The sequence below is a fragment of the Pseudarthrobacter sp. MM222 genome (assembly GCF_947090775.1).
Taxonomy (GTDB): domain Bacteria; phylum Actinomycetota; class Actinomycetes; order Actinomycetales; family Micrococcaceae; genus Arthrobacter.
Genome location: NZ_OX352321.1, coordinates 1586695 through 1608341, shown reverse-complemented (window position 1 = coordinate 1608341; position 21647 = coordinate 1586695). Strand labels below are relative to the sequence as shown.

The 21647-nt window shown below is 67.6% G+C and carries 18 protein-coding genes; 4 read left to right on the top strand and 14 right to left on the bottom strand.

The genetic code is table 11. The features are described from left to right. Nucleotides 1–7: 7 nt before the first annotated feature. On the bottom strand, nt 8–1924 hold the full coding sequence (locus OM977_RS07275) for a propionyl-CoA synthetase (RefSeq protein WP_264356822.1): 1917 nt from the start codon (nt 1922–1924) through the stop codon (nt 8–10). 187 nt (nt 1925–2111) lie between these two features. Between OM977_RS07275 and OM977_RS07270 the strand changes: the two genes are divergently transcribed. The 4 genes from OM977_RS07270 (at nt 2112) to OM977_RS07255 (ending at nt 6400) form a co-directional block, all read left to right on the top strand. Further along, on the top strand, nt 2112–2771 hold the full coding sequence (locus tag OM977_RS07270) for a GntR family transcriptional regulator (RefSeq protein ID WP_264356821.1): 660 nt from the start codon (nt 2112–2114) through the stop codon (nt 2769–2771). Further along, on the top strand, nt 2764–4284 hold the full coding sequence (locus OM977_RS07265; RefSeq protein ID WP_264356820.1) for an MmgE/PrpD family protein: 1521 nt from the start codon (nt 2764–2766) through the stop codon (nt 4282–4284). Before OM977_RS07270 ends, OM977_RS07265 begins: the two co-directional genes overlap by 8 nt. After that, nucleotides 4284–5186 carry a methylisocitrate lyase gene (prpB, locus tag OM977_RS07260; RefSeq protein ID WP_264356819.1) on the top strand — a complete coding sequence of 301 codons (903 nt, stop codon included), beginning with the start codon at nt 4284–4286 and terminating at the stop codon, nt 5184–5186. Before OM977_RS07265 ends, prpB begins: the two co-directional genes overlap by 1 nt. 62 nt (nt 5187–5248) lie before the next feature. Further along, nucleotides 5249–6400, top strand: a complete 1152-nt coding sequence (locus OM977_RS07255; protein ID WP_264356818.1) for a bifunctional 2-methylcitrate synthase/citrate synthase — start codon at nt 5249–5251, stop codon at nt 6398–6400. 69 nt (nt 6401–6469) lie between these two features. Here the strand turns inward: OM977_RS07255 and OM977_RS07250 are convergent, their stop codons facing one another. The 13 genes from OM977_RS07250 to OM977_RS07190 all read right to left on the bottom strand — a co-directional run bounded on the left by OM977_RS07250 (nt 6470) and on the right by OM977_RS07190 (nt 21460). Further along, on the bottom strand, nt 6470–7969 hold the full coding sequence (locus tag OM977_RS07250) for a hypothetical protein (RefSeq protein WP_264356817.1): 1500 nt from the start codon (nt 7967–7969) through the stop codon (nt 6470–6472). Beyond that, nucleotides 7962–8486, bottom strand: coding sequence for an RNA polymerase sigma factor (locus OM977_RS07245; RefSeq protein WP_264356816.1), 525 nt, complete (start codon nt 8484–8486; stop codon nt 7962–7964). The genes OM977_RS07250 and OM977_RS07245 overlap by 8 nt, the downstream gene beginning before the upstream one ends. Nucleotides 8487–8557: 71 nt before the next feature. Further along, nucleotides 8558–9049 carry an 8-oxo-dGTP diphosphatase gene (locus OM977_RS07240; protein WP_264356815.1) on the bottom strand — a complete coding sequence of 164 codons (492 nt, stop codon included), beginning with the start codon at nt 9047–9049 and terminating at the stop codon, nt 8558–8560. 75 nt (nt 9050–9124) lie between these two features. Further along, nucleotides 9125–10915, bottom strand: coding sequence for an HNH endonuclease signature motif containing protein (locus OM977_RS07235; protein ID WP_264356814.1), 1791 nt, complete (start codon nt 10913–10915; stop codon nt 9125–9127). Nucleotides 10916–11013: 98 nt separating this feature from the next. After that, entirely contained in the window at nt 11014–11940 is a 927-nt protein-coding gene (gene xerD, locus OM977_RS07230) for a site-specific tyrosine recombinase XerD (protein ID WP_264357342.1), read from the bottom strand. A 110-nt stretch (nt 11941–12050) separates the two neighbouring features. Next, nucleotides 12051–12644, bottom strand: coding sequence for an NUDIX domain-containing protein (locus OM977_RS07225; RefSeq protein ID WP_264356813.1), 594 nt, complete (start codon nt 12642–12644; stop codon nt 12051–12053). A gap of 95 nt (nt 12645–12739) precedes the next feature. Further along, on the bottom strand, nt 12740–14545 hold the full coding sequence (locus OM977_RS07220) for a CTP synthase (RefSeq protein ID WP_264357341.1): 1806 nt from the start codon (nt 14543–14545) through the stop codon (nt 12740–12742). Between the two features lie 78 nt (nt 14546–14623). Continuing rightward, nucleotides 14624–16363, bottom strand: a complete 1740-nt coding sequence (recN, locus tag OM977_RS07215) for a DNA repair protein RecN (protein WP_264356812.1) — start codon at nt 16361–16363, stop codon at nt 14624–14626. Between the two features lie 3 nt (nt 16364–16366). Beyond that, nucleotides 16367–17407, bottom strand: a complete 1041-nt coding sequence (locus tag OM977_RS07210) for an NAD kinase (protein ID WP_264356811.1) — start codon at nt 17405–17407, stop codon at nt 16367–16369. Nucleotides 17408–17420: 13 nt separating this feature from the next. After that, nucleotides 17421–18242 carry a TlyA family RNA methyltransferase gene (locus OM977_RS07205; protein WP_264356810.1) on the bottom strand — a complete coding sequence of 274 codons (822 nt, stop codon included), beginning with the start codon at nt 18240–18242 and terminating at the stop codon, nt 17421–17423. Next, on the bottom strand, nt 18239–18460 hold the full coding sequence (locus OM977_RS07200; protein WP_264356809.1) for a hypothetical protein: 222 nt from the start codon (nt 18458–18460) through the stop codon (nt 18239–18241). Before OM977_RS07200 ends, OM977_RS07205 begins: the two co-directional genes overlap by 4 nt. A 9-nt stretch (nt 18461–18469) precedes the next feature. Next, nucleotides 18470–19459: an HAD-IIA family hydrolase gene (locus OM977_RS07195; RefSeq protein WP_264356808.1), complete on the bottom strand. Its 990-nt coding sequence runs from the start codon at nt 19457–19459 to the stop codon at nt 18470–18472. A 6-nt stretch (nt 19460–19465) separates the two neighbouring features. Further along, entirely contained in the window at nt 19466–21460 is a 1995-nt protein-coding gene (locus OM977_RS07190; RefSeq protein WP_264356807.1) for a hypothetical protein, read from the bottom strand. Nucleotides 21461–21647 lie beyond the last annotated feature (187 nt).

The following is a 21647-nucleotide window of genomic DNA, read 5'->3' as shown; positions in this document are numbered from 1 at the left end:
CTTCTGCTTAGTCCCCGCGTGCTTGGTCCCCGCGTGAAGCCGGGCGCAGGGTTCCGAGCAGCTGGTCGATCACCCCGGCGTCCTCGATGGTGGATGGCACCACGTACTCATCGCCGTCGGCGATCTGGCGCATGGTCTTGCGCAGGATTTTGCCCGAACGCGTTTTCGGGAGGGCCTCCACCACGGTGACGTGCTTGAAGTCCGCGACCGCCCCGATGTCCCGCCGGACCAGGGCGATCAGGTCCTTCACCAGAACGTCCTCCGGAACGTCCACCCCGGATTTCAGCACCACGTAGCCGCTGGGGCGCTGGCCCTTGAGCGGATCCGCGAGACCGATCACGGCGCATTCGGCCACCGCGGGGTGTTGCCCGATGACCTGTTCCATGGCGCCGGTGGAGAGCCGGTGCCCGGCCACGTTGATGATGTCGTCCGTGCGGCCCATGACAAAGACGTAGCCGTCCTCGTCCCGGTAGCCGGAGTCGCCGGTGGCGTAGTAGCCTTCGAACGCCTGCAGGTAGGACGAGACGAAGCGTTCGTCGTTTCGCCAGAGCGTCGTCAGCGTGCCAGGCGGCAGCGGCAGGCCCAGGACGATGTTGCCCTCCGTGCCGGCCTCGACGTCCGCGCCGGTACCGTCAACGATCGCGAGCCTGAACCCGGGCATCGGCACACTGGGTGAGCCGGCCTTGATCGGCAGGCCGCCGAGGCCGCGGGGGTTCGCGCAGATGGCCCAGCCCGTCTCTGTCTGCCACCAGTGATCCACCACCGGAACATCCAGGATCCGGGCGGCCCAGTGGAAGGTATCTGTGTCCAACCGCTCTCCGGCCGCGAACAGGGTCCGCAGGCTGGAGATGTCGTACTGACCGAGGAGCTGCGCCTCCGGGTCGGCTTTCCGGATGGCCCGGAGCGCAGTGGGAGCGGTGAACAGCACGTTGACCCTGTGGTCCCGGACCACCCGCCAGAACGCCCCGGCGTCGGGGGTCCCCACCGGCTTTCCCTCGTAGAGGACGGTGGTGGCACCTGCCAGCAGCGGCCCGTAGACGATGTAGGAATGTCCCACCACCCAGCCGACGTCGGAGGCCGTCCACATCACGTCACCGGGGCCGACGTCGTACAGGTTCTTCATGGTCCAGTTCAGTGCCACGGCATGGCCGCCGTTGTCCCGGACGACGCCCTTGGGGGCACCGGTGGTTCCCGAGGTGTAGAGGATGTAGAGCGGATCAGTCGCCTGGACGTTCACCGGCGCCGCGGGCCGGGCCCCGGCCATCTCAGCGTCCCAGTCCAGCCAGCCGGAGTGATCGGCCACCGAGGAGGCAAAGCCTTCCCGGCCCTTGACCAGCACCGCGGTCTCCGGCGTCCCGGCGAGGTCCAGGGCCTCGGCGACGGCGGGCAGGTATTCGATCCGGCGCGACGGCTCAAGGCCGCCGGATGCCGTCACGATTGCGGCGGGGGCTGCGTCCCTGATGCGGGCTGCCAACTCCTTGGGCGCGAAGCCGCCGAAGACCACGGAGTGCACGGCGCCGAGCCGGGCGGTCGCCAGCATCGCGATCGCCGCCTCGGGAATCATCGGCATGTAGATGACCACCCGGTCGCCTTTGCCCACGCCGCGGCTGCGCAGGACACCCGCGAACCTGGCCACGAGGTCCCTGAGTTCGGCATAGCTGTAGCGCTGCTGTGTGCCGAGCATGGCAGAGTCGTAGATCAGGGCGTCCTGCCCGCCCCGGCCTTCCTCCACATGGCGATCCAGGGCGTTATAGGACGTGTTCAGTTCACCGTCAGGAAACCAGTCGTAGAGCGGCGCCCGGCTGGAATCGAGGGCGCGCCGCGGCGGTGTGGACCAGGAGATGCTTTCCGCGGCCTCCAGCCAAAAGCCTTCGGGCTGGTCCCGGCTGCGCTCGTAGCTGTCCCGGTATTTGTTGGTAACCATGTGAATGCGTCCCGTCCACGACGATGTGATGGACCTCATGGTAGCCGCGTCGGGAGGCCTGACACAAGGGTTCTGTATACAGAGTAGCCCTTACGGCCACTGAAACGCGGGCTAATCTAGGCAAACAGCGGCTGCCTGTATACACTGGCATGGTACAAACTGCAGGTCAGCCAACGAAGGAGTCCGGATGCGCGCCAGCGACAAGGCCTATGCGGTCCTGCGCGACGACATCATCGAGTGGCGCCTCCTGCCCGGTACGGTGCTCGCGGAAGTGGAGCAGTCCGAGCGCCTCGGCATCTCGCGCACCCCGCTGCGGGAGGCACTGAGCCGGCTCACCGCGGAGGGCCTGACGACGACGGCCGGCGGCCGCGGCGTCGTCGTCACCGACATCTCGCTGGAAGACATCGACGAACTCTTTGAACTGCGTGAGACCCTCGAGGGCAAGGCCGCGGCGCTGGCCGCCGAACGCGGCGACCCTGCCACGTTCGAGCAGCTCCGCCGCGAGCTCCTGGAGGCCCCGGGACTCATCAGCGGGCAGGATCCCGCCTTGCACGACTACTACGGGCTGGTCGGGCGGCTGGACACAGCCATCGACGCCGCGATCTCCAACTCCTACCTCGCCCAGGCCATGCGCAGCCTCCGTGTCCATTTGGTCCGGGTCCGCAGGCTCGCCGCCGATGACGCGGCCCGGCTCACCGCCGCAGCCGCCGAGCATGCCGCCATCGCCGAAGCAATCGCCGCCGGCAACCCCCGGCTGGCCGAGGCCGCCACCACACTTCACCTGCACCGCAGCCTTTCCCACGTCAAAGCCACGCATACACCTCAGCAAAAGGAGCACCATGGTTAAGGAACACCACGTCCGCGTTTACAAGAGCGAGGAAAACCTGGGCCGCGAGGACCAGCTCGCCTACAAGATTGCGAAGGTGGCCGCCGATCCCGTGGCGGTAAGCGACGAAGTCACCGACATGGTGATCAACCGCGTCATCGACAACGCCTCGGTGGCCGTTGCCTCGCTCAACAGGGCACCGATCATCGCCGCCCGCGCACAGGCCCTGACCCACGGCCCCAGCACCGGCGGCAAGGGCGCCAAGGTCTTCGGCATCGAAGAGCGCGTCTCCCCCGAGTGGGCGGCCTGGGCGAACGGCGTAGCGGTCCGCGAACTCGATTACCACGACACGTTCCTGGCCGCGGACTACTCGCACCCGGGCGACAACATCCCGCCCATCCTGGCCGTGGCCCAGCACGTCGGTTCCAGCGGCCAGGATCTGGTCCGCGGCATCGCCACCGGCTACGAGATCCAGGTCAACCTGGTCAAGGCCATCTGCCTGCATGAACACAAGATCGACCACGTCGCGCACCTGGGCCCTTCCGCGGCCGCCGGCATCGGCACCCTGCTGGGACTCGACGTCGAGACGATCTTCCAGTCGGTCGGCCAGGGCCTGCACACCACTACCGCGACCCGGCAGTCCCGCAAGGGCGAGATCTCCACCTGGAAGGCCCACGCCCCGGCGTTTGCCGGCAAGATGGCCGTCGAGTCCGCGGACCGGGCCATGCGGGGCCAGACCTCCCCGGTGCCGATCTACGAAGGCGAGGACGGTGTGATCGCCTGGATGCTGGACGGTCCCGGCGCCAGCTACACCGTGCCGCTGCCCGAAGCCGGGGAAGCCAAGCGCGCCATTCTGGACACGTACACCAAGGAACACTCGGCCGAATACCAGGCCCAGGCCTGGATTGACCTCGCCCGCAAGCTCCACGGCGAACACCCCGAGGTCACCGACCCGGCCAACGTGGCATCGGTGCTCATCAAGACGAGCCACCACACGCACTACGTGATCGGTTCCGGCGCCAACGACCCGCAGAAGTACGATCCCACGGCGAGCCGCGAGACGCTGGACCACTCCATCCCCTACATCTTCACCGTTGCGCTGCAGGACGGCGCCTGGCACCACGTCGATTCCTATGCCCCGGAACGCGCGGGCCGTGCCGACACCGTGGAACTGTGGCACAAGGTCACCACGGTCGAGGATCCGGAATGGACCCGCCGGTACCACTCCCTGGACATCGCCGAGAAGGCCTTCGGCGGATCCGTGGAGATCACCCTGACGGACGGCACCGTCATCACTGACGAGATCGCCGTCGCCGACGCCCACCCGCTGGGAGCCCGGCCCTTCGCGCGTGAACAGTACGTGAACAAGTTCCGTACGCTTGCGGCGGGTCTGGTCGACGACGCGGAAATCGAGCGTTTCCTGGACGCTGCCGCCCGTCTCCCGGAGCTGGCAGCCGGCGAGCTGGACCAGCTCAACATCAAGGCGGCCGACGGCGTGATCGACCTGGCCGCGGCACCGAAGGGACTCTTCTGATGCTGTATTCCAAGGTCACGCCGGAGCAGAAGCGGATCCGGTTCCGCGAACTCCTGGCCTCCGGCACCATCGCCCAGTTCCCGGGCGCGTTCAACCCGCTTTCGGCACGGCTGATCGAGGAGAAGGGCTTCGCCGGGGTGTACATTTCCGGCGCCGTCCTGGCCAATGACCTCGGCCTGCCGGACATCGGGCTCACGACGCTGACCGAGGTCGCCACCCGGGCCGGGCAGATCGCCCGGATGACCGACCTGCCGGCAATTGTCGACGCCGACACCGGCTTCGGCGAGCCGATGAACGTGGCACGTTCTATCCAGGAACTCGAGAACGCCGGCCTGGCGGGTTGCCACATCGAGGACCAGTTCAACCCGAAGCGCTGCGGCCACCTGGACGGCAAGAACGTCGTGGACCTGGACACCGCCACCAAGCGGATCCGGGCGGCGGCCGACGCGCGGCGGGATCCGAACTTCCTGATCATGGCCCGCACCGACATCCGCGCCACCGACGGGCTGCAGGCCGCCCAGGACCGCGCCAAGGCGCTCGTGGAAGCGGGCGCGGACGCGATTTTCCCGGAGGCGATGAAGGATCTCAGCGAGTTCCAGGCGATCCGCGACGCCGTCGACGTGCCGATCCTGGCCAACATGACCGAATTCGGCAAGAGCGCGCTGTTTACGGTGGACGAGCTGGCCGGCGTCGGGGTCAACATGATCATCTATCCGGTGACGCTGCTCCGTAGTGCCATGGGCGCCGCTGAGCGTACTCTGGAATCGATTAGGGCCGACGGAACGCAGGAGGCACAGGTTGGAAACATGCTGACCCGTGCGCGTTTGTATGACCTCGTTGACTACGAGGCCTACAACCGCTTCGACACCGGGGTCTTCAATTTCCAGATTCCCGGCAAGTAAGCTCCAGATGATTTTCCGGCCCCGGCCGGCACAACAGGCGACAGGAACAAAGGAGTTTCAGCATGGCTGAACAAGACATCAAAAAGGGCCTCGCCGGCGTCGTGGTGGATTACACCGCGGTCTCCAAGGTCAATCCGGACACCAACTCGCTGCTGTACCGCGGTTACCCGGTGCAGGAGCTGGCCGCCAGGTGCAGCTTCGAGGAGGTTGCCTACCTGCTGTGGAACGGCGAACTGCCCACCCCGGAGCAGCTGGCCGAGTTCACCGCCCGGGAACGGGCGGGACGTCCGCTGGATCCGGTAGTCAAACAGGTGATCGACGCCTTGCCGACCACGTCCCACCCCATGGATGTCTGCCGGACGGCGGCCTCAGTTCTGGGGGCCCGGCACGAACTCGCGGAGGATTCATCGCGCGAAGCCAACCTGGCCAAGGCCATTGATCTGTTCGCGGCGATGCCGGCCGTCGTGGCCTACGACCAGCGGCGCCGTCACGCGGCGGGACGCAACATTGAACCCGTGGAGCCGCGCGAGGACCTCGGCTATTCCGCCAACTTCCTTTGGATGACGTTTGGCGAGGAGTCCGTGCCCGAGGTAGTCGACGCCTTCAACGTGTCGATGATTCTGTACGCCGAGCACTCCTTCAATGCCTCCACGTTCACGGCCCGGGTCATTACGTCCACGCTCTCGGACCTGCACTCGGCGGTGACCGGGGCTATCGGCGCTCTCAAGGGTTCGCTGCACGGCGGAGCCAACGAGGCCGTCATGCATACCTTCGACGAGATCGGCATCCGTCCGGAGGAGTCGCTCGAAGAGGCGGCCACCCGGGCCAAGGCCTGGATGGAGAACGCCCTGGCCCAGAAGAAGAAGGTCATGGGCTTCGGCCACCGCGTCTACAAGCACGGCGACTCCCGGGTGCCCACCATGAAGGCGGCCCTGGACAAGATGATTGCGCACTACGGCCGCCCCGAACTGCTGGGCCTGTACAACGGCTTGGAGACGGCGATGGACGAGGCCAAGGCGATCAAGCCGAACCTCGATTATCCGACCGGTCCCACGTACCACCTCATGGGATTCGACACAGCGACGTTCACTCCCCTGTTTGTCGCCAGCCGCATCACCGGCTGGACGGCGCACATCATGGAACAGCTGGACGCGAACTCGCTGATCCGCCCGCTGAGCGAATACAACGGCGTCGAGGAACGGCACCTGCCGTAGCTCTTTCTTTGCTGCAGCGAACGACGGCGGGCCGGTCACCCGGAAAGGTGGCCGGCCCGCCTCACTTTCCTACCCTTGTGCTGGCATCCTAATGCTCAGGATCATGTTCTTGAGTTTCTTGTACTCCTGAGTCCCCATGTATGCCTTTGCCTCCGCCATGCTTTGAAACACCGGCTCGTCCGGGCTTTTCGAGTCCCGGTCGGCGAACGACAGCGAGCCCCTGGGTGCCCCACTGACCACGGAATACATGAGGCAGCTGTCGGTGAGCTGCCCGCTGGACTTGTCCACGAGTCCCACTTGGTAGCTGAAGCCCTTTCCCACTGACGTTTGATCCAGTACCCGGTAGGAGAACCTGACTTTGGCTTGGTGCGCCCATTGCGCTGGCAGGGTCGGTATCCCCGAATCCAGCTCTGTCGCTTTGTACCCTTCCGGTCCACACGCCCCTCCGAGTCCGCCGCCCGCGCCGTGATAGAAGCGAGCCACCTTCTTGCCGGTCTCGTCTGTAATCTGGATTCCCGAGGCAGGAAAATCCGGAGTGCCTGCAGGCACGTCCTTGGCCGTCCAGCCGACGGGGAGCTTGAACGAAACATCAGCTGCTGCGTTCGTATATTCCTTTGAGGTTGGCCTTAGGGACAACGAGACGAGCATGCGTTTGGTGTCCTGATACTCCGGGGTGCTCATGTACGCTCTCGCATCGGCCACAGTGTCGAAGGCGAGCGAATTGCGCTGGCCGTCCGGAGTGAGCCAGATCGCGTCCCCAAAGTGGGCAAAAGGAACGTCGTCCGGGGCCAGGATGCCGTTATACAACCCGCAGGTGGTGGTGTCAGGAGCAAGCTCGATGTCAGTGAGGGCCACGGAGCCATAGACCTTGTCGCCCTGGACCACCCTGAACACGAAGGCGGACGGGCCGCGGGGAAATTCCTTGAGCTTCGCCGTCTTTTGGGAGATGTCGACCACCACAGAATCAAGGGTAGAGAAGGGCTTCGGCGCCGGACACGCTGGACCCGCGGCCCCGTCGTAGACCAGGTTCAGGGTGGCCATCGTTTTGCCAGCAGGATTCTTCACCTCAACCGTGTTGAACGCTCCCTCTCCGCCGAACTCCGGGGCTTCGGATACGGTCCACCCGGCCGGGTGCTCGAACGTAGCCTGACCGGTCGCGTCGGAGAACAAAGTCCACGGCACAGCAGGGGGAACCGGCACGGGCGTTGTAGTGGGCGTCGGTGTTGCTGTCGGCGTCGGGGTCCGCGTGGGCGTTGGCGTCGAAGCAGCTGTTGAGGAAACCGTGCCGGTGTTCGCCGGCTCGGGGGCGGTGGTGAGAGCCCCGAGGTTGGTGGCGACCAGGACCCCGGCGGTGACGGCGGCCGCTGCGAGGGTCAGGACACCCGCCAGCCTGGCCCGCTGGCGCTTGCGGTCCGCCAGAGCAGTGACGTTCGGCCGCAGGCTGTCGGTGAAGGCCGCCGGCTCGGCGAGCATCCGGCGCAGGGCCGCCTCGCCGTCGGGCACGGACGGATCGTTGTGTACGGGGTCCGTCGCGGAAATGAAATTCTTGATCGGATCCATCTCAGGCACCCATTTTCTGTGTGGTCGATTCAGCCGCGATCGAGGCGGCGCCCAGCGGCATGTGCTTTCGGAAGGCGGCCCGTGCCCGGTGCAGGCGGACCTTAGCGGCGGATTCGCTGCATTGCAGTACACCGGCAATTTCCGCGGTGCCTAAATCGTCCCAGTAGGCGAGCTGGAGAATTTCCCGGTCCTTTTCCCGCAGCCTGGCCAAAGCGTCCTGGACCGCGACATTGTCGGATTCATCGCCGAAGCGCACCACGGTGGCGGCGCGGAGCTTGTCCTGCAGCGCCTGCTGCCGGTCCCGGCTTCGGTAGGCATTGCCCACCAGGTTGCGGGCAATGGTCAGCAGCCAGGCCAGATCCGACCGCGGCTCATCCGCCCATTTTTGCCACACCACCCGGAAGACATCCGCGGCGAGTTCCTCCGCCATTTCGGCCGATTCCACCCGCCGCCGAACAAACCGGTAAACCCGCGGATAGCTGTCTTTGTGAATGGCGATGAACGCCAGTTCGCGCTCGGAAAGCACGATCTTCCCCCTGAAAAAGTAGTGTCCTGAGCTGCAGGCTATCTGTATTGTTTCCGGCCGGCCGGGAACGGTTACATTCCGGTGGAAAGTCTTTCGATCGACGCCACGGTCTCGTTGTCATCGTTCAGGACAACGACGACGTCGTGCGCCTCGCCGGCCAGGGCCGCCGGGAGCCAATGCGCAGCGTCCTGCCACATGCGCTGTAGCGGCAGGGACTCGGTGTCGAACCACAGTGGGGTTATCTCGAGGCTCTCGGTGGGCTCGCCTTGCCAACGACGGGTGGTGTAGAGCCGGCAGTACATATTCCACTCTGGCCGGGCCGGGAAGACGAACTCCACCACCCCGGCATGGGCCAGGTCCTCCTGGCGGACGACGATGCCGGCCTCTTCCCAGACCTCCCGGCAGACGGCCTCAGCGTCGCTCTCCCCCGCTTCGACATGCCCGCCGATGCCGACGATCTTGCCCGTGCCAAAGCCGGTCCGCTTGAGTCCCAGCAGCACCTCAGTGGAGCCCGGGGCCACATCGCGGAGCAGGAAACAGAGCGTGACTGGCGTGGACTTCATGTGCTCAACCCTATAGCTGCCGCAGGGTAGCGAAGCGGTCCGGCGGAGGGTGCCTTCCTGCCAGCCGCTGGTCGATCAGGCGGACTGCAGCACGAAGCTTTTAGGTAAGGGGTCATCGACTGCTGACCAGAAGTCGTCGTCAGTATCTAAATCAAACGCGGTGAATAGGTGCCAGTCCGGGAAGGGGTCGGTGGGCAGTTCCTGTTCGGGGTCGGGGCCGGGATCCTCGGGCAGGCCGGGGTCCGTGGGGAAGTAATGGTCCGGAAACTGCTCCGGTTCGATATCGGGCCCCTGCTCCAGGAGCGGGCCGGAGTCGAACAATGTGTCCATGTCCGTGTCCATGTCCATGTCCGTGTCCGTGTCCATGTCCGTGTCCGGGGTGTGGGTTGGCCAGTGGGGTGGTTCCCAGTCCTGGTGTTCGCTGGGGTAGTGGCGGCCGGTGGGTGAGGTCCATCCGGGTGGGGTGTTTTTACTGGCTGGGGTGGGTGTCCAGGCGGTGGTGTGTTTGAGGCGGTGGTGTTTGGGGCAGGGTTGGCCGAGGTTGGTGATGCCGGTGGTGCCGCCGTCGGCCCAGGCCAGGAGGTGGTCCGCGTCGTTGTCGAGGGAGTGGTTGCTGCAGCCGGGGAAGGGGCATTTGGCGTCGCGGAGGCGGAGCCAGCGGCGTTGGGGTGTGGTGAGGCGGTAGCTGGTCCGGCCGATTTCCAGCGGGGCGCCGTCGCGGGGGTCGGTGAGGACGCGGTAGAAGGAGTCGGCGCCGTCGGCCATCAGGCGCCGGGCCATGGACGGCGGGATCGGCCCGTACCCGTCCAGGATGGCGGGTTCCTCGGTAGCGCCCAGGAGGGACAGGACCGGGACGGTGATCAGGACCTGCGCCCGCGGCGACGGGACACCCCCGGCGGGTCCGTCGGCCGGGCCCCAGCCGCTACCGCCGGTTCCCCGGATCCCGGCTCTGCCGCCGCCGGTTCCGTCGGCCGTGCCCGCGTTGCTGGTGGTCCCGCTGGTCCCGCCGGTGGTACCGCTGGTGCCGTTGCTGGTGAGGAGCCAGGTGGCGGTGATGTCGGCGCGGACCTGGGGCAGGGTGCGGGCCTCGTGGGGCCCCTGGAGCGCGCGGGCGGCGGCCGTGGTCCGGTCCCAGATCCCGGCGGCGGTGTCGGCCGGGAGGTAGGCCGAGAGCCAGGCCATGCCGTCCCGGTCCGGGGTGTAGTCGACCCGGCGGTCCGCGGCGCTTCTGGTGTGGCGTGCCTCGATGCTGACCGGGTGGTGGCGTTCCCGCCAGGCCCGTGTCTTGGCGCGGAACCGGCCCGGAGTGAGGTCCCCGGCGAGGCAGCCGCGGGCCGGGTTCGGTGCGGCGGGGTCCAGGAAGTGCGCCTCGAGCGCGGCCGCCGCGCCGGGTTCCAGATTGGTGGTTTCGTCGACGAGGATCCGGGCGTGCTGCCAGGAGATGGTGCCGGCCTGCAGGGCGGCCAGGGTCAGCGGCAGCTCCGCCGTCAGGACCAGGGCTTCGGACAGGAGGGCTGCGGCGCTTCGTTCGCTGACGGTCAGGACGCAGGCGACCTCCGCGACCACGGCCATTTCCTGGGCGGTGTGCTCCTGCGGGGACGCCGCCGGTGGCGCCAGGGCCGCGGCGGCCTGGGCGTAGTCGGCGGCCAGGCGCACCTTCAGCGCCGCGAACCGGGCATCCACCCTGGCCAGCTCGGCGAGCCCGTCCAGGCAAGCATCGGCGAGATCCCGCAGCGGATCGGCGTCCCGGAGCGGATCAGAGCGGTCCGTGTCGGGACAGGCGATGGCAGCAAGCGAAGCAATGGACGCGGCGACGGCCGCCAGGGCCTCCCTGCTCTCCGTGCTCCACGCCGTCGTGCTTTCCATACCCACAGCATCTCAGGAGCCACCGACAATCTAGGGTGAGAGTGGCCAGGTGGCGACGGCGGCAACCGGTCAGACAGTGCCGGTCACCCCAGCCGCCGCTAGCCCAGCGCCCGGGGATGCGCGGCGGCGTAGATTTCCCGCAATGTATCTGCCGTTACGAGCGTGTACACCTGGGTGGTGGTGACGGAGGCGTGGCCCAGCAGTTCCTGGACCACACGGACGTCGGCTCCGCCTTCCAGCAGGTGGGTCGCGAAGGAGTGACGAAGGGTGTGTGGTGAGACGTCTTTCGTGATGTTGGCCTTCTCGGCGGCGGTCTTGAGGATGGTCCAGGCGCTTTGCCGGCTGATCCTGCCGCCACGTGCGTTCAGGAACAGGGCGGGGGTGCCCTTCCCCTTGGCTGCCAGCACTGGCCTGCCGCGGACCAGGTAAGCGTCCAGGGCCCTGGCCCCGAAGGACCCCAACGGGACCAGCCGTTCCTTGGAACCCTTCCCGAAGAGCCGGACGATCGCCGGTCCGGAGTCGCCCGTGGTCTCCTCGCCCTGCAGGGAAATATCGTCAACGTCCAGGCCGACGGCTTCGCTGATGCGGGCGCCGGTGGAGTACAGGAACTCCAGCAGTGCCCGGTCCCGCAGGCCCGTGGCCGTGTCCGCGCCGGCCGCCTCGAGGATCCTCGTGACTTCGTCGACGCTGATGGCCTTGGGGAGGCGTTTGCCGGGCATCGGCGGGTGCACATCGCTGGCGGGATCCGTGGCGGTAAGGCCTTCCAGTGCCCAGAACTTGTGCAGGCCACGGACGGCCACCACTGTCCGCGCCGCGGAGCGGATGCCGAGGGCGGATCCGCCGTCGGAGCCGTCGGAAAGCGCCTGGACGAAGGCGGTCACGTCGTGCCGGGTGATCTCGGCGGGATGCGTCCGGCCTGTCTGCACGAGGTGTTTGGCGTACCGCGAGAGGTCCCGGCGATAAGCGGAGAGGGTGTTGGCCGCGAGGCCGCGTTCCACGCCCATATGTTGCAGGTAGTCCGTCATGGCGCGGTCAATCGCTGTCGGCGGCCGGCCCGGAGCCTTGGCGGCCTGCTGCGGGGATTCTTGCGGATCTTCGTGCGGGCCGGGCGGCTCCGTCGCCGCCAGTTCCACCATCAGCGCTGGCTGGGGTGCGCGGGCCACGGCGCGTCGGCCGGGCGGAGTCCCTTGAAGTTGTCAGCACGGGCAGCCGTGGCGGCGAGGATCGCGACGACGGCGGAGGGGTTGTGCAGGCGTCCTTCCAACACCGAGGCGACGGCGTCCTCGAGCGGGGTCCAGTGCAGCTCGATCTCGGCTTCCTCGTCGGTGCGGACATGCAGTTCGTGACCGGGCACGTCACTCAGACCGCGGGCCAGGTATATCCGGATGGCCTCGCTGGAAGACCCGGGCGAATTGAAGAAGTCCACGAGGACATTCCACTCCGCCGCGACCAGATCCGCTTCCTCGGCCAGTTCGCGGGCAGCTCCGACGACAAAGTCCTCACCCTCGACGTCGAGCAGTCCCGCCGGGATCTCCCAGAGGTCCATCCCGACGGGGTGGCGGTACTGCTTGATCAGCAGCACTTCACCAGCGTCGTTCATCGGCAGGACGGCCACAGCGCCCGGGTGCTCGATGTAATCGCGGACGAGGGCGTCGCCGTCGTCGTTGAGCTGGAACGTGTCACTGACGACATCCCAGATCCGGCCTTGATAGACCGTCCGGGATGACAAAAGACGGCGCGGGCTCGGCTGATCCGAAACCTGCCGTGCAGCTTGGGGGCTTCGGACCTACCGGGCATCGCGCCGTCCTTCGAGTCAGTCGGGAGTTACTTGGACGCTACGGCCGATGACGGCTTCGCAACGGCCGGAGCGTCCGCGGCGGAAGCTTCCGTTGCCGGAGCATCCTTGGCTGCAGCACCCTGCGGGCCGTCAACGCGATTCTGGTGCACCAGGGCAGCCTTGACCAGACCGGCGAACAGCGGGTGCGGCCGGGTCGGGCGGGAGCTGAGCTCGGGGTGCGCCTGCGTGGCAACGTAGTACGGGTGGACCTCACGGGGAAGTTCCACGTACTCCACGAGCTTGCCGTCGGGCGACGTTCCGGAGAACACCAAGCCCTGCGCGGCGATCTGCTCGCGGTACTTGTTGTTGACCTCGTAGCGGTGGCGGTGGCGTTCGCTGACCACGGTGGCGCCGTAGGTCTCTGCCACAACCGAGCCCTCGTCCAGCTTGGCCTCGTACAGCCCCAGGCGCATAGTGCCGCCCAGGTCGCCCTTGCCCTCGACGATGTCCAGCTGCTCTTCCATGGTGGCAATCACCGGGTACTTAGAGTCCGGCTCAAACTCGGACGAGGAAGCGCCTTCAAGGCCGACGACGTTGCGGGCGTACTCGATCACCATGCACTGCAGGCCCAGGCACAGGCCGAGCACCGGGAGCTTGGTTTCGCGGGCGTACTTCAAGGCGCCCAGCTTGCCTTCGAGGCCGCGGATGCCGAAGCCGCCGGGAACACAGATCGCGTCCACGCCCTGCAGGGAGTTGACCGCGCCTTCCCGGGTTTCGCATTCGTCCGAGGGGACCCAGCGGATCTTCACCTTGGTGTCGTTCGCGAACCCGCCGGCGCGCAGCGCCTCGGTCACGGACAGGTAAGCGTCCGGCAGGTCGATGTACTTCCCGACCAGGGCCACCTCGACCTCGTGCTTGGGGTTGTGGACCGCTTCCAGGAGCTTGTCCCAGCTGGTCCAGTCAACGTCCTTGAAGGGAAGGTCCAGGGCGCGGACGATGTACGAATCCAGGCCCTGGGAGTGCAGGGTCTTCGGGATGTCATAGATGCTCGGGGCGTCGGGGCAGCCGATGACGGCGTCGATGTCGACGTCGCACATGCGGCCGATCTTGTCGCGCATGGGCTGCGGGACTTCGCGGTCCGAACGGATCACGATCGCCTCGGGCTGGATGCCGATGGAGCGCAGCGCGGCCACGGAGTGCTGCGTCGGCTTGGTCTTCAGCTCCTGCGACGGGCCGATGTACGGCACCAGTGACACGTGGAGGAAGAAGACGTTGCCGCGGCCGATGTCCTGGCGGACCTGGCGGGCGGATTCGAGGAACGGCTGCGACTCAATGTCGCCTACAGTGCCGCCGATCTCGGTGATGATGACGTCCGGGGCGTTCTTGCCCTCGGAGGGCAGCCGCATGCGGCGCTTGATTTCATCGGTGATGTGCGGGATGACCTGGACGGTGTCGCCGAGGTACTCGCCGCGGCGCTCCTTGGCGATGACCGTGGAGTACACCTGGCCGGTGGTGACGTTGGCCGAGCCTTCGAGGTTTTCGTCGAGGAAGCGCTCGTAATGGCCGACGTCGAGGTCCGTCTCGGCGCCGTCGTCAGTCACGAAGACTTCGCCGTGCTGGAAGGGGTTCATCGTGCCCGGATCCACGTTCAGATAGGGATCGAGCTTTTGCATTGTTACAGACAAACCGCGTGCCCGCAGCAGGTGACCGAGGCTCGAGGCCGTCAGTCCTTTGCCGAGCGAGGACGCCACACCACCGGTGACGAAGATGTGTTTGGTCGTCTTGGACGAGCCCGGGAACCGGGAATTTACACGGGAATTTGATCGCTGCACCACGGAGTTTGAGCCTATCATCATTTCAGCCTTCCAGGGGTCTGTTCGCGGCCAGCGGCGGTGATTGTCATCCCGGTTCCAGCCCGTCTCTGTAGGGTGTCAGGCCTGCTGCGGCAGGAGCCTGGCGTCGTCGAGGAGTTCCTGGGCGTGGGCCTGGGCGGATTCCGAGTCCTCCTGGCCGGCCAGCATCCGGGCCAGCTCGCGGACGCGCTCGTCCGCATCCAGGAGCTGGACGTCGCTGGAGGTGAAGCCGGTCGCGGTGGCCCCGTCCGCGCCGCGCACGGAGGTCTTGGTGACGCGGATGTGCTGGTCGGCGAAAGCGGCAACCTGGGGCAGGTGCGTGACCACGAGGACCTGGACGTGCCGGGCCAGCATCGCCAGGCGCCGGCCGATCTCGACGGCGGCGCGGCCGCCGACGCCGGCGTCGACCTCGTCAAAGACGAAGGTCGGCACCGGATCCACCGCGGCAAGCACCACTTCGATGGCGAGCATCACGCGTGAAAGCTCGCCGCCCGAGGCGCCCTTGCCGAGCGGGCGGGCGGGGGCGCCGGAGTGCGGCTGGAGCAGGAACGAGATGTCGTCGGCGCCGAACGGGCCCAGCTGCTCGCCCGGGTCGACGTTGATGACGAGCGTCGCATCCGCCATGGCCAGCGCTTTCAGCTCGGCGCTGACCCGCGCGGACAGGTCCTTGGCGGCTTTCTTGCGGATCTTGCTGAGGGCGGCCGCCTGCTTGCGGAGTTCGGCTTCGGTGCGGGTGACGTCGGCGTCCAGCGCTTCGATCCGGGTCGAGTCGTCCTGCAGTTCCTCGAACCGGGCCCGGGCCTCCTCGGCCCAGACCAGCACTTCGTCGATGCTCGGTGCGTACTTGCGCACGAGTTTGGCCAGGGCCGCACGCCGGTCCTCGATCTCGGCGAGCCGTTCCGGGCCCTCCGTGTCGAGGGAGGCCTGGTAGCTGGCCAGTTCGGTGGCGATGTCGTTGAGCAGGAAACCGACCTCGGCCAGCCGCGCCGCCGCGGATCCCAGCTCCTCGTCGTGTTCGGCCACGTGTTCGAGGGTGCGCTTGGCGGCGTCGACGAGGGCGGTGGCGTCGCTGCCGTCGCCGAAGTCCTCCGCGATGAGGGCCTGGTGCGCTGTGGTGGCCGCGATCCGGAGTTCCTCGACGTTGGCGAGCTTGACGGCCTCGGCCTTGAGCACCTCGTCCTCCCCCGGCTGGGGATCGACGGCGTCGATCTCCGCGAGGGCAACTTCCAGCGACTCCGCTTCGCGCAGGCGTTCCCGGGCCGCGCTGCGGAGCGAGTCCAGCTCGGCTAGGATCGCCTTCCAGTGCACGTGCAGTTCCTGGTAGGCCGCAAGGGTCCGGGCGAGGCCCTCCCCCGCGAATTTGTCCAGGGCCCCGCGCTGTGCCACCGGGCTCTTGAGCCTGATCTGCTCCGACTGGCCGTGGACCACCACGAGGGTTTCGCCGACCTCGGCAAGGACCCCTACGGGCGCCACCCGGCCGCCAAGGTAGGCGCGGCTGCGGCCGTCCGCACCCACACTGCGGGCGATCAACAGTTCGGCGGCGCCGTCGAACTCTTCGATGTCTGCACCGGCTTCCCGGGCGCGCGCCACGGCGGCGTGCCCGGAGTCCAGTTTCACAATCGCCTCGGCGGAAGCACTTTTCGCGCCGCTGCGCACCGCTCCGGCGTCGGACCGGGCGCCGAGCAGCAGCCCGACGGCGGTCACCACCATGGTCTTGCCGGCACCCGTTTCACCGGTCACCACACTCAGTCCCGGCCCGAGGGGCAGCGTCGCGTCGGTGATGACGCCGAGGTCGCGGATTCTCAGTTCTTCAAGCATGGGTCACTTCGCAGTCGAGGGATCAGTTGTTTCGCCGGGCCCGGCGTACGGTGGTCCAGCGTGCGGCGGAGTCGGCAGCGGGGGCATCGGCCGCGGTGTGCGGATGATCGGCACCGGACCGGTGTGGATGGCCGCGGCCTGCGGCATGGGGCCGCGCCAGCCCTGGATGGGGAGCTCGAACTTCCGGACCAACCGTCCGGAGAACGGGGTCTGGTGGGTGCGGGCCAGCCGGACCGGCGTGGCGGAGCGGGTGACTTCCACGCGGGCGCCGGGCGGCAGGTCCACGGAGCGCCGGCCGTCGCACCAGAGCACCCCCTGGGCGCCGGTCCGGTTGAGGATCTCGACGGCGAGCCGGGAACGGGGAGAGACCACCAGCGGCTTGGCGAAAAGCGCGTGCGCGCTGATCGGCACGATCAGCAGGGCCTCAACCTCGGGCCACACCACCGGTCCGCCGGCCGAGAAAGCGTAGGCCGTGGAACCGGTGGGGGTAGCCAGGACCACGCCGTCGCAGCCAAAGGATGTCAGCGGGCGCTCATCGACTTCGGTGACCACCTCGAGCATCCGCTCCCGGTTGCCCTTCTCGATCGCGGCCTCGTTGAGGGCCCAGGTGTGCCAAATCTTCTGCCCGCGGACCCAGACCTGCACGTCGATCGTCATCCGCTCTTCCACGGTGTACTCGCGGCTGGCGACCCACTCGACGGTCTGCGCCAGGTCCGCCCGTTCGCTTTCCGCCAGGAACCCGACGTGGCCCAGGTTGACGCCCAGCAGCGGCACATCCACTTCCCGGACGAGTTCGGCGGCCCGCAGGATGGTGCCGTCGCCGCCGAGGACCATGACAAGTTCGACGTCGGGCAGCTGCACGTGGTCGTGGAGGACCTCGACGGGGTGGTCCAGGCGGCCGAAGAACCGGACCATGTCGCCGAGCTCGGATTCCTGCATGACCGGGACAATGCCGGAGGCGTGGAGCTGCGCGCACGCTTCCCACGCGGCCTTGAGGGATTCCTCGCGGCCGGTGTGGGCAAGGATGAGGACACGCCTGCTCATCGGGTTCCGCCTTCTAGTGCTGCTCGTGCTTGGGCCAGATCGTTGCGATTAACGCAGCAACGGCTGCGTCCCGCTCCTCGATCTTAGGCAGGTCTGTCCCGATCCCGCGTTTTATCCACAGGAAGTACTCGACGTTTCCGTCCTGGCCGGGCAGCGGACTGCTCGCCAGGCCCTGCAGTTCCAGGCCGGCATCCATGGCGGCGGCGGCAACTTTGCTTACCGCCAGGCGGCGTTCCCGTTCCGAGGTGACCACGCCGGTTCGGCCCAGCCGGTCCTTGCCGATCTCGAACTGCGGTTTGACCATCAGGACGAGGTCTCCGCCGGGCTCGGTGCAGGCCGCCAGGGGTGCGACCACCAGGGTCAGGGAGATGAAGGACAGATCCGCCACCGTCAGGGCGACACGCCCGCCGATCTCGGCCGCCGTCATATAGCGGACGTTGAGGCCTTCGTGGACGGAGACCCGGGGGTCGCTCCGGATTTGCGGCACCAACTGGTCATGGCCGACGTCGACAGCCACGACGTGGTCCGCGCCGCGGCGGAGCAGGACCTCGGTGAACCCGCCAGTGGAGGCGCCGGCGTCGAGGCAGCGTTTGCCTGCCACCTCGACGGCGGGGAAAGCGTCCAGCGCACCGGCAAGTTTGTGCCCGGCACGGCTGACGTAGTTGTCCTCGTCGGTGGCAGCAACATCCAGTTCGGCGTCGTCCTGCACCTGGAGCGACGCTTTGGCCAGCACTTCGCCGCCGGAGCTGACTTTGCCTTCGGCAATAAGCCGAGCCGCGTGGGTGCGGGACCGCGCCAGCCCGCGGCCGACGAGGACCTGGTCAAGCCTGCTCATGATGCGGTGTCCCCAGCTTCGTTCAGCGCTTCCTTGAGATCCTGGTGCAGGCCGGCATAGACCTCACCGTGCTCGGAAACGGGCAGCTCTGGTAGTGTTCCCAGCCGTTCCAGCAGAACTTCCACGTCCGGGTCCGGGCCGACGGACCCCGCCGGGGTTGTTGGCCAGTCCACGCGGGCGGCCGCTGCAGCCTCCGGTACAGGGTTCTGTTCCGTCATGCTTCCACTCTAGTGATCCAGCCATTCGAGAACCGGCGCCAGCGCGCTGAGGGTCTCGGGCCTGGCGGCCCACCAGGCCGCGCAGGCGGCCCGCCAGGCATCCAGATCGGCGGGGTCACCACTCACGCGGACCGTCTGCCCGTCCACGAAGGCGGAGGCGGCGCCGCAAACATACCGGCCGGCGTTGTGCTCCACCGCCGGGTAGGGGCGGTAGAGATCGGTGAGGTCATTGATCAGGAACCCGGGCCGTTCGAGGGTCCGGGCAGCAAGGATGGTTTCCCGGGTGTCGACGCCGGTCAGCACGGCCACCGTCGCGAATCCGGCCCTGTTCCCGCCGAGGATGTCGGTATCGAGCCGGTCCCCGACGACGAGGGGCCGGTCGGCGGCCAGCCGTTTGGCGGCGGCGTGGAACAGCGGCGCCTCGGGCTTACCGGCGACGAGCGGGAGTTGTCCGGTAGCCGCGCTCACCGCCGCGACGAGTGACCCGTTTCCCGGGGCGATGCCCCGCTCCTGGGGAATGGACATGTCCGTGTTGGTGGCCACCCACAGCGCGCCGGCCGCCACTACATAGGCGGCCTCTGCGAGGTCTTTCCAGCCGACGTCGGGGTGGAATCCCTGCACGACGGCGACAGGATTTTCCGCTTCACTCCGGACCGGTACCAGCCCCACAAGTTCAATTTCGCGGGCCAGGGCGTCGCCGCCTGTGATCAGGACGCGGGCGCCGGCGGGCAGCAGCGAACCCAGCAGCTCTCCTGCGGCCTGCGAGGAGCTGACCACCTGATGGTCCTCCGCCGGGGCGCCCAGATCACGGAGGTGCTGCGCCACCTGCGCTGGAGACCGGGACGCGTTGTTGGTGACGTAGCCCAGGCCGACGCCGATGCCGGCGAGCCTGCGCAGGGACTCCACGGCTCCCGGGATGGCGTTGGGTCCTGCATAGACCACACCGTCGAGGTCGGCGAGCAGCGCGTCGAACTTTGAGATCAGATCATTGCCGTCCATGGGCTTCTAGTCCTCGGTGCGGTTCGGCTGGTCGGGGTCCGTTGCGTGGTCGGCGTCGAATTCGGCGGCGTCGTACTCGTCAGCAGCATCCTCTGCCGTGTCCTCGGACTCGTCGCCAGCCAGCACCTCGGAGCGGTCCAGGGCGTCCCGCTCCACGGAATCCTCATCCGACTCCGCGTCGTCAGCTTCGAAGAAGCCGGGCTCGACGTCGTCGGAACCTTCCTCGAGCGCAGCAAGTCCGGAGTCCGCTGCGGGCGTCTCCGCAATGCCGGCCACGGCCGCGGCCGTGGCCGCCCGGGGTGCGGACTCTTCGGCGGCAGCCGTCTTTTCGGCGGCCTGTTGGGCGACCAGCCGGCGCTGCTGTTCTTCCTCGCGGGCTTCCTCTTCCTCGTCCCAGCCGAGGTCGATGATGTCCGGTTCCTCGTCGCCACCAACGCCGAGCGCGTTCTCGGCGACGACTGCCTGGCGGTTCCACTTTTCGGCCTCCGGGGCGCGGCCGGCCGCCGTCAAGGCGTCCGCATAGGCACGGAAGAGGCGCGGGCTGTAGGAGAAGGCCCGGTTGATGTCCAGCTGTGCGATCTCCAGTTCCGAAACGGCGGCATCAAGCTGTCCCAGATCGGAGCGGGCTCCGGCGGCCACGATGGCCAGTTCCACCTTGCCGGGCGCGTCAAGATCCTTGGCCTCGTCCGAGCGCGCCATGTCGAGGGCGCGGTCCGGGCGTCCGAGGCCACGTTCGCAGTCTGCCATGACAGGCAGGTGCATGTTGGAGCCGCTGATACGGCGGTAGGTGCGGAATTCGCGGAGTGCCTCGCCATAGTGTCCGGCAGCGTATGCGGTCAGGCCGACGGCTTCACGGACAGCCGCGAGGCGCCCCCCGCGCCGGCTGGCAGCGAGGGCATGCTGGAAGGCAAGCTCGGGTTCGTCGTCGATGAGGCGTCCGGCCATCACGAGGTGGCGCGCCACCCACTCGGCGCTGTTGTCCTCCAGGGTCTTGATCTGGTGCTGGGTGCCGCGGTCCAGCTCCTTGCCCGTGACGTCGTCATCGATCTGGGGTGAGCGCTCACGGTCCGGGCGGTTGGCGCTCCGGAGATCCCGGGCGTTGGGGACGCGGACCGGACGGTCCTCGGCACGGTCGCGGCCGAACTGGCGCGGACCCGAGTCGCCGCCACGGTCGAAGCCGCGGGCCGGACGGTCGTCCCGGTCGAAGCTGCGGGCCGGACGGTCGTCCCGGCTGCCGAACGGCTTACGGTTGTCGCCGCCACTGAAGGGCTTGCGGTCACGGTCACCGGCACCGAAACTGCGACGCTCGCCGCCGCCTTCACGCGGGGCACGATCCCCATACGGCTTACGGTCACGGTCACCGCCACCACTGAAGGGCTTGCGATCGCGGTCACCGCCACCACTAAACGGCTTACGATCGCGGTCACCACCACCGAAGCTGCGACGCTCGCCGCCGCCTTCACGCGGGGCACGATCACCAAACGGCTTGCGGTCCCGGTCACCGCCGGCGGTGAACGGCTTGCGATCGCGGTCACCGCCACCACTAAACGGCTTACGGTCACGGTCACCGCCACCGAAGCTGCGACGCTCGCCACCACCTTCACGCGGGGCACGATCACCAAACGGCTTACGGTCACCGGCACCACTGAACGGCTTACGGTCACCGCCACCACTGAACGGCTTACGGTCACCGCCACCGAAGCTGCGACGCTCGCCGCCGCCTTCACGCGGGGCACGATCACCAAACGGCTTACGGTCACCACCACCAGTGAACGGCTTACGGTCACCGTCCCGCGCCGGACGGTCACCCGACGGCTTGCGGTCACGATCGTTGAAGGGAGGGCGGGAACCTTCCGAGCCGCGGTCCTCCCGTGCCCGGAAGCCTCGGGGGTCGCCTCCCGAGTTGTTGGTTCCGCGGAAACCACCCCCGCCGGTGTTTCGTCCGCCTCCGAAGTTGCCGCGGTCTTTTCCGCCGCGATTGCCGTCGTTGTGCTCAGCCATGCTGGATTCCTCCTGTTATGAGCTGACCACTGGCGCAATCGCAGCCGCTCTGTTCCGTGTTTCGTTTCCTACGCAACCCGAAATCAAGCGCTTCGAAGTCCGTACATCTCCTCCAATTCTAGGCGAGTACCCCCCGCCCGGCTAACGGCATCGCACCGTAGCGCCGTCCCGGTGGGAAGTGTCACAA

Coding starts and splice junctions, on each gene's coding strand:
- OM977_RS07275 (WP_264356822.1), bottom strand. CDS start 1,924: ATGGTTACCAACAAATACCGGGACAGCTACGAGCGCAGCCGGGACCAG.
- OM977_RS07270 (WP_264356821.1), top strand. CDS start 2,112: ATGCGCGCCAGCGACAAGGCCTATGCGGTCCTGCGCGACGACATCATC.
- OM977_RS07265 (WP_264356820.1), top strand. CDS start 2,764: ATGGTTAAGGAACACCACGTCCGCGTTTACAAGAGCGAGGAAAACCTG.
- prpB (WP_264356819.1), top strand. CDS start 4,284: ATGCTGTATTCCAAGGTCACGCCGGAGCAGAAGCGGATCCGGTTCCGC.
- OM977_RS07255 (WP_264356818.1), top strand. CDS start 5,249: ATGGCTGAACAAGACATCAAAAAGGGCCTCGCCGGCGTCGTGGTGGAT.
- OM977_RS07240 (WP_264356815.1), bottom strand. CDS start 9,049: ATGAAGTCCACGCCAGTCACGCTCTGTTTCCTGCTCCGCGATGTGGCC.
- OM977_RS07235 (WP_264356814.1), bottom strand. CDS start 10,915: ATGGAAAGCACGACGGCGTGGAGCACGGAGAGCAGGGAGGCCCTGGCG.
- xerD (WP_264357342.1), bottom strand. CDS start 11,940: ATGACGGACTACCTGCAACATATGGGCGTGGAACGCGGCCTCGCGGCC.
- OM977_RS07220 (WP_264357341.1), bottom strand. CDS start 14,545: ATGATAGGCTCAAACTCCGTGGTGCAGCGATCAAATTCCCGTGTAAAT.
- recN (WP_264356812.1), bottom strand. CDS start 16,363: ATGCTTGAAGAACTGAGAATCCGCGACCTCGGCGTCATCACCGACGCG.
- OM977_RS07210 (WP_264356811.1), bottom strand. CDS start 17,407: ATGAGCAGGCGTGTCCTCATCCTTGCCCACACCGGCCGCGAGGAATCC.
- OM977_RS07205 (WP_264356810.1), bottom strand. CDS start 18,242: ATGAGCAGGCTTGACCAGGTCCTCGTCGGCCGCGGGCTGGCGCGGTCC.
- OM977_RS07200 (WP_264356809.1), bottom strand. CDS start 18,460: ATGACGGAACAGAACCCTGTACCGGAGGCTGCAGCGGCCGCCCGCGTG.
- OM977_RS07195 (WP_264356808.1), bottom strand. CDS start 19,459: ATGGACGGCAATGATCTGATCTCAAAGTTCGACGCGCTGCTCGCCGAC.
- OM977_RS07190 (WP_264356807.1), bottom strand. CDS start 21,460: ATGGCTGAGCACAACGACGGCAATCGCGGCGGAAAAGACCGCGGCAAC.